We start from the raw sequence: 9955 nt of genomic DNA on the forward strand, positions 1-9955 counted from the left end.
GGAGAATATGGCGAAGATTGCAAATTCAGTTGTCGAGTTAATCGGCCAAACACCAATTGTGAAATTAAACCGTATTGCTGATGAAAACAGCGCAGATATCTATTTGAAGTTGGAATATATGAATCCTGGCAGCAGCGTGAAAGACCGCATTGCTCTTGCAATGATTGAAGCAGCCGAAGAAAGCGGAGATTTAAAGGCTGGCGATACAATCATTGAACCTACTAGCGGAAACACTGGAATCGGTCTTGCGATGGTTGCAGCTGCAAAGGGATATCCGGCAATTTTGGTTATGCCTGAAACGATGAGTTTAGAGCGTCGTAACCTGCTGCGTGCCTATGGGGCCGACTTAGTATTGACTCCTGGTCCTGAAGGGATGAAGGGTGCCATTGCCAAGGCTGGGGAACTGGCTAAAGAGAATGGCTATTTTATGCCTCAGCAATTTAAGAACACGGCAAACCCAAAGGTACACCGCGAGACGACCGGGAAGGAAATCGTTGAGCAAATGGGAAACCAGCTTGACGCGTTTATTTCCGGTATTGGTACGGGTGGTACGATTACGGGTGCAGGTGAAGTTCTACGCGAACAGTATCCGGATGTGAAAATCTATGCGGTAGAGCCTTCCGATTCACCGATTTTATCAGGAGGCAAACCTGGTCCGCATAAAATACAAGGGATCGGCGCGGGATTTGTTCCGGACATCCTGAATACCGAATTATACGATGAAGTTATTCAAGTCAGCACAGAACAGGCATTTGAATATGCCCGCCGAGCTGCGAAAGAAGAAGGAATTTTAGGTGGGATTTCTTCCGGAGCCGCGATTTATGCAGCGGTTGAAGTGGCGAACAAGCTAGGAAAAGGCAAAAAAGTCCTTGCCGTCATTCCGAGTAACGGAGAGCGCTACCTAAGCACGCCGCTATATAATTTTGAATAATAGATCCAACTATCAGCAGAGTCCTTTTAGGGGACTTTGTTTTTTTTTGGTTTGATTTTCCTCTGTTAATGAGTAAACTCTAACTATGAGTGTTGAATATGAATCTACTCGGGGTCAGGGGTTGAAATAGGTGAAGAAGCAACGAAAAGTGTTTGCAATCAACATTCCATTTGATCAAAATGATGTATTTTCCGTTTATAGAGTATTGGCCGCAACCCATTCTCACCACGTTATGCTTGAAAGTGGAAGAGGCGGCCGTTTCACGATAATAGGCATCAATCCTGTAGCAGAATTATCCGGAAAAGATGATTTGCTGACAATAAAAAAATTTGATGGGGCGACAGAGCACCTTTCGGGAAATCCGCTTCATTCTTTGAAGGAATGGATGTCACAGAGGAAGATCGAACAGAATGATGAGTATCCCGATTTTCAAAGCGGCGTCATCGGCTTTGTCAGTTACGATTATATTCGGTATATTGAGAAACTGCCCAATCTTGCGGAAGACGATTTAAGAACCCCTGATGTTTATTTTTTGGCTTTTGACGAAATTCTTGTCTATGACCATAAAGAGCGTCGGTTATGGTTTATGTATGTCTGTGGCATGAATGAAGAACGAATGGCGGATGAAAAGCTGCAAACGATGAAAAATCAGTGGATATCTGCCACGGAAGAGCTTGAAAGCTTAACTATAAAAGGATCGGAGAAACAGCAAAAAGAAGATGTGTCCTTGACGGAAGAGCAATTCAAAGAAGCTGTGGAGAAAATCAGGGAATATATTGCCGACGGAGATATTTTTCAAGTGAATCTATCGGTGCGTCGATCTAGTGCGCTTCAAGCACACCCACTTGATGTATATGAACAATTAAGACTCTTAAATCCATCGCCTTATATGGCTTATATTCAGAGCCCGAATTTTCAAATTGTCTGTGGGTCACCAGAGCTTCTGGTAAAGAAAAAAGATAATGAAGTGAGCACCAGACCGATTGCTGGAACCCGCTCAAGAGGAAAAAATGCGGATGATGATGAGCGGCTTGCCAGAGAACTTATTGAGAATGAAAAAGAGCGCGCAGAACATGTAATGCTCGTCGATTTAGAACGAAATGACCTAGGCAGGGTCTGTGAATACGGAACTGTCGAAGTGAACGAGTTCATGACTATCGAAAAATATTCCCATGTCATGCATATCGTTTCCAATGTACAAGGAAAGCTTGAAGATGGTAAGGACGCTTTTGATGTGATCGATGCCGTGTTTCCGGGAGGAACGATTACCGGTGCACCCAAAGTCAGAACGATGGAGATTATTGAAGAGCTGGAGCCAGTCCGCCGTGGCATCTATACCGGGTCAATCGGGTGGATAGGCTTTTCTGGAGATATGGAGCTTAATATTGTGATTAGAACGATGCTCGTGAAGGATGGAATCGCGCATATCCAGGCCGGGGCCGGGGTTGTCATAGATTCCAATCCAGCATTTGAGTATAAGGAGTCATTGAAAAAAGCAATGGCACTTCACAAGGCTAAAGAACAGGCAGAACTAGAAAAGGCGGAAACACGATGATTCTCATGATCGATAATTATGATTCATTTACCTATAATCTAGTCCAGCATCTGGGAGAAATGGGGGAAAGGCTAGTTGTAAGGCGCAATGACCAAATTACAATCGAGGAGATCGAACAGCTTTCACCGGATTTTTTAATGATCTCACCGGGGCCTTGCAGCCCAAATGAAGCGGGCGTTAGCCTCGCTGCGATTCAGGCATTTGCGGGGAAGATTCCTATTTTAGGGGTGTGTCTGGGACATCAAGCGATCGGCCATGTGTTTGGAGGCCGGGTTGTCAGAGCTGAAAGGCTGATGCACGGGAAAACATCGCAGATATACCATGACGGCAAAACGGTCTATGAAAACATCTCTTATCCATTCCTTGCTACCCGTTACCATTCGCTCATCCTTGAGCGTGAATCCATACCGGATTGTTTTGAGATTTCCTCTTGGACGGAAGAAGGAGAGATCATGGGGATCCGGCACAAAGAATGGCCTATTGAAGGAGTTCAGTTTCATCCAGAATCGATCATGACTGAAAGTGGCAAACAGCTATTGCGGAATTTCCTGAAGGTGAGCCGGGTTTGGCAACAGGCATAGTTTGTTTTTTAAAATATATCCGGATTGTAGAGGAAGACATATGTATATGTTTGTGAATGGGAAAATTGTAAAAGAGAATGAAGCGGTGATTTCACCGTTTGACCATGGGTTTTTATATGGTCTTGGTGTATTTGAAACGTGCCGTATTTATGATGGACATCCCTTTTTACTGGATGACCATATAAGCCGCCTAAATAAAGGTTTAAAAGAACTGAACATTCTCCATACTTGTTCCCGACAAGAAATAGAAGATATTTTGCAAAAACTTCTGCTTGCGAATAAATTGAAAGATGCCCGCGTCCGATTGAACATTTCAGCAGGCGCTGAGCCGGTCGGGCTTCAAACGGTTCCCTTTGAAAGGCCGAACATTCTTATATTCATGCAGAAAATGACGGTTCCGGAAGGGCTGCAGGAAAAGAAGGGCATTCTTTTGAGGACGCGCAGAAATACACCGGAAACATCCGAGCGGTTAAAATCCCATCACTATTTAAACAACATTGCTGCAAAACGGGAGATCAAAGATATTGATGATGCAGAAGGCATTTTTTTGACTGAAGATGGCTATTTGGCTGAAGGAATTGTTTCTAATCTGTTTTGGGTAAAAGAAAATGTTCTGTATACGCCGGCTATTCAGACAGGAATTCTGAATGGGATCACCCGTCAATTTCTGCTTCAGCTTGCCAAGCGTTCCGGTTTACAGTTTCACGAAGGGTTCTATAAAATAGAAGATATGAGCGAAGCGGATGAGGTTTTTTGCACGAATTCCATACAAGAGATTTTCAGTCTTAGGGAAGTTGAAAATATCGGAGTATATCAAGGAGCGGGCGGCAAAGTGACCCGTCTGTTATTTAGTCAATATCAAACATATCGGACCTCGCTTTTTGGCATAAATGAAATCTAATTTAAGGAGAAAAAGATGGGCACTTCAACCATACAATGCGGATCACATACATTGGACTATGGAAATAAAACGTTAATCATGGGCATTTTAAATGTGACTCCTGATTCTTTTTCGGACGGGGGCAAATTTAACCGGATGGATGCTGCCCTTAAGCAGGTAGAACAGATGGTCAAGGATGGAGCGGACATTATTGATATCGGAGGCGAGTCGACCCGCCCGAATCATACGTTTGTTTCAGAGGAAGAGGAATTGGAGCGGGTGCTTCCGATTATTGAAGCCGTGTCGAAAAGAATAGATGTCCCTATCTCGATCGATACATATAAAGCGAACGTCGCGAGATTGGCGCTGGAAGCAGGCGCCCATATAATTAACGATGTATGGGGGGCGAAAGCCGACGATAACATGTCATCGGTAGCGGCTGAGTACGGGGTTCCGATCATCCTGATGCATAACCGTGACAACCAATCCTATACCCATTTTATCCGTGACATTTTTTATGACTTATATGAAAGCATCACACTCGTAAAGCAGGCTGGGGTTACGGATGAAAATATTATCCTTGATCCGGGGATCGGTTTTGCTAAGGATTTTGCATTAAATTTGGAAATGATGCGTAACCTTGATAAACTTGTATCATTAGGCTATCCGGTTTTGCTCGGTACGTCCAGGAAATCAATGATCGGACATGTTCTCGATTTGCCGGCAGAAGAACGGATGGAGGGTACAGGCGCTACAGTCTGCTACGGGATACAAAAAGGCTGCCAAATCGTCCGGATTCACGATGTTAAAGAGATATCCCGCATGGCTAAAATGATGGATGCTCTTGTCGGAAAGGGTGAATATAGTGGATAAGATTTTTGTAAATCAGATGGAGTTTTACGGCTACCACGGCGTATTTCCTGAGGAAAACCGGCTTGGGCAGCGGTTTGCCGTCGATTTGGAAATCGAACTGGATTTATCCAGGGCGGGCGAAAGCGATAATCTTGAAGACTCGATAAATTATGGCGAGCTATACGAAATTTGCAAAGGCATTGTCGAAGGTAAGACATTTAAGCTTGTAGAATCCATCGCTGAACACATCGCTTCGGAAATATTAAGACAGTATAAAGAAATTCATTTTTGTACGATAAAGGTCTATAAGCCGGACCCTCCAATTCCCGGTCATTATAAATCAGTCGCGGTGGAAATTAAAAGGGGACGGTAATTTTGAAAAACAGCGCATATATTTCCATCGGGTCCAATATGGGTGACCGTGTTAATTTTTTCAAAAAAGCGAATGAGCTTTTAGATAGAGATGAAGGAATAAAGGTAGTTGATATTTCGTCCCTCTATGAGACAGACCCAGTTGGATTTACCGATCAGCCTCTTTTTCTAAATGCTGTTTTCAAGATTGAAACCTTTTATGAGCCTGAGAAATTATTGGAAAAGTGCTTAGAGATTGAACGAACGCTTGGGAGAAAAAGGGAAATTCGTTGGGGTCCTCGTACATTAGACCTTGACATTTTGCTCTATAATCAAGAAAATATTGAAACAGAGAATCTTTCTGTTCCTCATCCTAGGATGCTAGAACGAGCATTTGTAATCATTCCTTTGCTGGAATTGAACCCCGACATCATGCTTCCGAAGATGGAAACACCTTTGATTGATGTTCTTGAAAAGATTAAGGATAAAGAAGGAGTTCGATTATGGAAGCGGAAAACTGGGGCAGGCGCATTCGCGCTTTTCGAAAGCTGAAAGGATATACACAGGAAGGGTTCGCAAAGGAGATCGGAGTTTCCGTCACACTTTTAGGTGAAGTCGAAAGAGGAAACCGAAAGCCGACAAACAACTTTTTGGTGGAGGTAGCCGAAATGCTCGATGTTACAGTTGATGAGCTGCGGCCGCCTGACGATGAACAATAGATCAATATTTATTAAAGGTGGACTGCAACGTGTTTAAGATTGGCGATATAGAAATGAAGAACCGTGTCGTCCTTGCGCCGATGGCCGGGGTCTGCAACTCGGCGTTCCGTTTAACGGTGAAGGAATTTGGGGCGGGTCTGGTATGTGCCGAAATGGTCAGCGATAAAGGAATTGTTTTGCAAAATGCAAAAACGATGAATATGCTTTATATAGATGAGCGAGAAAAGCCGCTCAGCCTTCAGATATTCGGAGGAGAAAAGGCATCTTTGGTAGAGGCGGCTCAATTCGTTGATAAAAACACCACCGCTGACATTATCGATATCAACATGGGATGTCCGGTTCCAAAAATCACGAAGTGTGATGCAGGTGCAAAATGGCTTCTAGACCCGAACAAAATTTACGAAATGGTATCCGCTGTCGTTGATGCAGTTGATAAACCGGTTACTGTGAAAATGCGTATGGGTTGGGACGAAGACCATATATATGCCGTTAGAAATGCCCAAGCTGTTGAACGTGCAGGCGGAAAAGCCGTTTCCTTACACGGTAGAACTCGGGTGCAAATGTATGAAGGAAAAGCAAATTGGGATATCATTCGTGAAGTAAAGAATTCCGTTAACATCCCGATCATCGGTAATGGTGATGTGGAAACGCCGCAGGATGCGGAAAGAATGTTGAAAGAAACAGGCGTGGACGGAGTTATGATCGGCCGTGCCGCACTCGGTAATCCGTGGATGATCTACCGCACGGTGAAATATCTTGAAACGGGCGAAATCATTGAAGAGCCAACGGCACGCGAAAAAATCGATGTCTGCGTTCTGCATATGGACCGCTTGATTGCCTTGAAGAACGAAAATGTGGCAGTTCGTGAAATGCGCAAGCATGCTGCGTGGTACCTAAAAGGAATTCGTGGAAATGCAAAAGCAAGAAAAGGCATAAATGAGTGCAACACAAGAGAAGATGTTGTAACCCTTTTATATGGACTAGTTGAAGAAGTGGAAGCAAGCGAACAAAATATTCTAGCAGTCTAGAACGGTTGACATTCTTTGGCTGTTTACCTATAATACGCTTAAATTGAACTGCCAGTATTGCTGGCAGTTTTTATATGGACAATTCCAAGTTTTCGGCATAAATACCTGTTCGATTTATATGCTTTGTGCCAAAATAGATAAGGAATGTAAACACTCAAATTGAACGAATATATAGCACCGATAATAAAATGGGAGATGATTTCATGAGTCATGAGGAATTGAATGACCAGCTCAAAGTAAGGCGCGAAAAAATGCAGGCCATGCTCGATAATGGACAAGATCCATTCGGCCACAGATTCGATCGCAGCCACCTTGCCCAAGAGCTTGTAGAAGCTTACGGGGAATTAAGTAAAGAAGAGTTAGATGAACAAAACATAGAGGTTACTTTGGCTGGGCGTGTTATGACTAAACGCGGCAAAGGAAAAGCGGGATTTGCCCATATTCAAGACATTAGCGGTCAGATTCAAATTTATGTGCGTCAGGATGCCGTAGGAGAAGACACGTATAAAATATTTGATCAGACTGACCTTGGCGATCTAGTCGGTGTGAGCGGCACGATCTTTAAAACGAAAGTTGGGGAACTTTCCATTAAAGCGAACGACTTTATCTTTTTATCAAAAGCTCTTCGTCCGCTTCCTGACAAATTCCATGGGTTAAAGGATGTCGAAGAACGATACCGTAAACGGTATGTCGACTTAATAACCAATGAAGAAAGCAAAAAAACCTTCATCATGCGCAGTCGTATCATTCAGGCTATGCGCCGTTACTTAGATGACCACGGATATCTTGAAGTGGAAACTCCACTGATGCATTCGATCGCCGGCGGCGCAGCAGCGCGTCCTTTTATTACACACCATAATGCGCTTGATATGGAACTCTTCATGAGGATCGCGATTGAACTCCACTTAAAGCGGTTAATTGTGGGGGGACTTGAGAAGGTGTATGAAATCGGCCGGGTCTTCCGTAATGAAGGTGTGTCAACAAGGCATAACCCGGAATTCACCATGATTGAATTGTATGAGGCTTATGCTGACTACAGCGATATTATGAGCCTCACTGAAAACCTTATCGCGCATATTGCACAGGAAGTGCTCGGAACTACAACCGTCCAGTATGGAGGTCATGAAGTGAACTTGAAGCCGGAATGGAAGAGACTCCATATGGCTGATGCGGTTAAAGAATACACAGGGGTAGATTTCTGGAAGCAAATGAGCAAAGAAGAAGCTCACGCCCTTGCAAAAGAACATGGTGTTGAAGTAAAAGGAAATATGGAGTTCGGACATATTCTTAATGAGTTTTTTGAGCAAATCGTAGAGGAGAAACTGGTTCAGCCTACTTTTATTTACGGCCATCCCGTGGAAATTTCACCTCTTGCCAAGAAAAATGAGGAAGACCCTCGCTTTACGGACCGTTTTGAATTGTTCATTGTAGGCCGTGAATATGCAAATGCCTTTACGGAACTTAATGATCCGATTGATCAACGCGAGCGCTTCGAAGCGCAGTTAAGGGAAAAGGAACAGGGTAATGATGAAGCTCATGAAATGGACGAAGATTTCATCGAAGCCCTCGAATACGGCATGCCTCCGACAGGCGGACTCGGCATTGGTGTAGATCGTCTTGTGATGCTGCTGACCAATTCGCCATCCATCCGGGACGTATTGTTATTCCCGCTAATGCGCCATCGTTAAATAGACAGAACCGATTCTTCATAAGCCTTGAATGCTAGCGACCGCTGAACATTCAAAGTTTTTAGAGAGTCGGTTTTTTTAGCAGATAAGATAAACTTTTCGACCACGAATCTCGTTTTAGTAGTGACTATTAATTGATTAATGTTATCGCGAAATAATTTCATGGGATATCTTTATATGTTTTAATCACGAATTATATTCCATACCTGCTGTAGGGATGGAGATTCGTTAACTAAAAAGGTTTTAAAAGTCTCTTGATTTATCTTTAGCAAAATGATATATTAATAAAGTCGCTTTTGAGGAAAGACAAGTACATTTATTATAGATGTATCCTTGGGAAAGCAGTCATTTTAATATATCTGTCCATGATGGAGGATTAGCTCAGCTGGGAGAGCATCTGCCTTACAAGCAGAGGGTCGGCGGTTCGATCCCGTCATCCTCCACCATCTTTATTAAAGCACCAAGGCAGTAGAATTACTCATAGACCGAGCCATTAGCTCAGTTGGTAGAGACGAGCGTTACATCAGTGACGAAGCTGCGAGTTGCGAAGTTTATGTCTTGAAAAGAGGTAAATTGAGCACATCTTTAACGATGAAGCAGCAGAAAGAATTACTTATATCGAGCCATTAGCTCAGTTGGTAGAGCATCTGACTTTTAATCAGAGGGTCGAAGGTTCGAGTCCTTCATGGCTCACCATTTTTATTGGATGCGGGTGTGGCGGAATTGGCAGACGCACCAGACTTAGGATCTGGCGCCGCAAGGCGTGGGGGTTCAAGTCCCTTCACCCGCACCATTCATGCGGAAGTAGTTCAGTGGTAGAATACAACCTTGCCAAGGTTGGGGTCGCGGGTTCGAATCCCGTCTTCCGCTCCATATATTTTTTTGCCGGGGTGGCGGAACTGGCAGACGCACAGGACTTAAAATCCTGCGGTAGGTGACTACCGTACCGGTTCGATTCCGGTCCTCGGCACCATCTTAATATGCGCCCGTAGCTCAATTGGATAGAGCATCTGACTACGAATCAGAAGGTTGTAGGTTCGACTCCCGCCGGGCGCACCATATATATTACGGGAAGTAGCTCAGCTTGGTAGAGCACTTGGTTTGGGACCAAGGGGTCGCAGGTTCGAATCCTGTCTTCCCGACCATCTTTTATCGGGGCCTTAGCTCAGCTGGGAGAGCGCCTGCCTTGCACGCAGGAGGTCAGCGGTTCGATCCCGCTAGGCTCCACCAGAAAAATTTAAAAAAGGTATTGACGAACAAATAAAAGTTTGTTAATATATAAAAGTTGCTTCTTTAAAAGAACAACAAATTAATTGCTCTTTGAAAACTGAACAAAACAAAGCGCCAACGTTAATTTTAATAGTGAGCAC

At 43.9% G+C, this 9955-nt stretch carries 10 protein-coding genes and 8 tRNA genes; all 18 read left to right on the plus strand.

Features of this window, described 5'->3' with window-relative positions; translation table 11 throughout:
• Nucleotides 1-7: 7 nt before the first annotated feature.
• The 18 genes from cysK to D0463_RS17360 all read left to right on the plus strand — a co-directional run bounded on the left by cysK (nt 8) and on the right by D0463_RS17360 (nt 9815).
• On the plus strand, nt 8-931 hold the full coding sequence (gene cysK, locus D0463_RS17275; protein WP_117308616.1) for a cysteine synthase A: 924 nt from the start codon (nt 8-10) through the stop codon (nt 929-931).
• 130 nt (nt 932-1061) lie between these two features.
• The gene (gene trpE, locus D0463_RS17280) at nt 1062-2486 is read left to right on the plus strand and encodes an anthranilate synthase component I (RefSeq protein WP_117308617.1); all 1425 of its coding nucleotides are present in this window, start codon (nt 1062-1064) and stop codon (nt 2484-2486) included.
• Nucleotides 2483-3067, plus strand: coding sequence for an aminodeoxychorismate/anthranilate synthase component II (gene pabA / locus D0463_RS17285; RefSeq protein ID WP_117308618.1), 585 nt, complete (start codon nt 2483-2485; stop codon nt 3065-3067). The genes trpE and pabA overlap by 4 nt, the downstream gene beginning before the upstream one ends.
• 40 nt (nt 3068-3107) lie before the next feature.
• Nucleotides 3108-3968, plus strand: coding sequence for an aminodeoxychorismate lyase (gene pabC / locus D0463_RS17290; protein ID WP_117308619.1), 861 nt, complete (start codon nt 3108-3110; stop codon nt 3966-3968).
• A gap of 15 nt (nt 3969-3983) precedes the next feature.
• The gene (gene folP / locus D0463_RS17295; protein WP_117308620.1) at nt 3984-4820 is read left to right on the plus strand and encodes a dihydropteroate synthase; all 837 of its coding nucleotides are present in this window, start codon (nt 3984-3986) and stop codon (nt 4818-4820) included.
• Entirely contained in the window at nt 4813-5172 is a 360-nt protein-coding gene (gene folB / locus D0463_RS17300; protein WP_117308621.1) for a dihydroneopterin aldolase, read from the plus strand. The genes folP and folB overlap by 8 nt, the downstream gene beginning before the upstream one ends.
• Nucleotides 5173-5174: 2 nt before the next feature.
• A complete protein-coding gene (gene folK, locus D0463_RS17305) occupies nt 5175-5702 on the plus strand; it encodes a 2-amino-4-hydroxy-6-hydroxymethyldihydropteridine diphosphokinase (RefSeq protein WP_117308622.1) in 528 nt (175 codons plus the stop codon).
• Complete coding sequence (locus D0463_RS17310; protein WP_117308623.1) at nt 5654-5869, plus strand: helix-turn-helix domain-containing protein; 216 nt, start codon at nt 5654-5656, stop codon at nt 5867-5869. The genes folK and D0463_RS17310 overlap by 49 nt, the downstream gene beginning before the upstream one ends.
• Nucleotides 5870-5898: 29 nt before the next feature.
• A complete protein-coding gene (gene dusB, locus D0463_RS17315; protein ID WP_117308624.1) occupies nt 5899-6897 on the plus strand; it encodes a tRNA dihydrouridine synthase DusB in 999 nt (332 codons plus the stop codon).
• Nucleotides 6898-7100: 203 nt separating this feature from the next.
• Nucleotides 7101-8585 carry a lysine--tRNA ligase gene (lysS, locus tag D0463_RS17320; RefSeq protein ID WP_117308625.1) on the plus strand — a complete coding sequence of 495 codons (1485 nt, stop codon included), beginning with the start codon at nt 7101-7103 and terminating at the stop codon, nt 8583-8585.
• A 370-nt stretch (nt 8586-8955) separates the two neighbouring features.
• A tRNA-Val gene (locus D0463_RS17325) sits at nt 8956-9031 on the plus strand.
• A gap of 174 nt (nt 9032-9205) precedes the next feature.
• A tRNA-Lys gene (locus tag D0463_RS17330) sits at nt 9206-9281 on the plus strand.
• Between the two features lie 12 nt (nt 9282-9293).
• Nucleotides 9294-9378: transfer RNA gene (locus tag D0463_RS17335), tRNA-Leu, on the plus strand.
• A 5-nt stretch (nt 9379-9383) separates the two neighbouring features.
• Nucleotides 9384-9458: transfer RNA gene (locus tag D0463_RS17340), tRNA-Gly, on the plus strand.
• An 11-nt stretch (nt 9459-9469) separates the two neighbouring features.
• Nucleotides 9470-9558: transfer RNA gene (locus tag D0463_RS17345), tRNA-Leu, on the plus strand.
• 9 nt (nt 9559-9567) lie between these two features.
• Nucleotides 9568-9644, plus strand: a tRNA-Arg gene (locus tag D0463_RS17350).
• Between the two features lie 9 nt (nt 9645-9653).
• Nucleotides 9654-9730 (plus strand) — tRNA-Pro (locus tag D0463_RS17355).
• Between the two features lie 9 nt (nt 9731-9739).
• Nucleotides 9740-9815 (plus strand) — tRNA-Ala (locus D0463_RS17360).
• The last annotated feature ends 140 nt before the right edge of the window (nt 9816-9955 follow it).

The sequence above is a fragment of the Bacillus sp. V59.32b genome, from assembly GCF_003429085.1.
In the GTDB taxonomy this organism is placed as follows: domain Bacteria; phylum Bacillota; class Bacilli; order Bacillales; family DSM-1321; genus Peribacillus.

What these genes read in the sequence shown, in the direction of transcription:
- folP (WP_117308620.1), top strand. Translation starts at nt 3,984, where the DNA reads ATGGGCACTTCAACCATACAATGCGGATCACATACATTGGACTATGGA.
- pabC (WP_117308619.1), top strand. Translation starts at nt 3,108, where the DNA reads ATGTATATGTTTGTGAATGGGAAAATTGTAAAAGAGAATGAAGCGGTG.
- lysS (WP_117308625.1), top strand. Translation starts at nt 7,101, where the DNA reads ATGAGTCATGAGGAATTGAATGACCAGCTCAAAGTAAGGCGCGAAAAA.
- D0463_RS17310 (WP_117308623.1), top strand. Translation starts at nt 5,654, where the DNA reads ATGGAAGCGGAAAACTGGGGCAGGCGCATTCGCGCTTTTCGAAAGCTG.
- pabA (WP_117308618.1), top strand. Translation starts at nt 2,483, where the DNA reads ATGATTCTCATGATCGATAATTATGATTCATTTACCTATAATCTAGTC.
- cysK (WP_117308616.1), top strand. Translation starts at nt 8, where the DNA reads ATGGCGAAGATTGCAAATTCAGTTGTCGAGTTAATCGGCCAAACACCA.